The following is a 201-nucleotide window of genomic DNA, read 5'->3' on the forward strand; positions in this document are numbered from 1 at the left end:
CCGGTATTCCTCCAAAATGAGATGAGCATTCGCTCCACCTGCACCAAACGAGGAAATCCCCGCCCGTCGCGGCACAATCTGACCGTCCACTCTCGGACGTTCCCAAACATCTAACTCCCGCTGGACCGTGAATGGGGTTTGACTAAAGTCAATATGCGGGTTGGTTTGCTGCACATGCAGGGACGGCGCCAGCTCTCCATG

General features: G+C 56.2%; 1 protein-coding gene. It reads right to left on the minus strand.

Translation table 11 applies throughout. The features are described from left to right. Positions 1-201 (minus strand): ketoacyl-synthetase C-terminal extension domain-containing protein (locus AC6CIF_RS32000; protein ID WP_498202763.1); only part of this gene is annotated, 201 nt, incomplete at both ends.

It is taken from the genome of Paenibacillus sp. GQ49 (genome assembly GCF_059759055.1).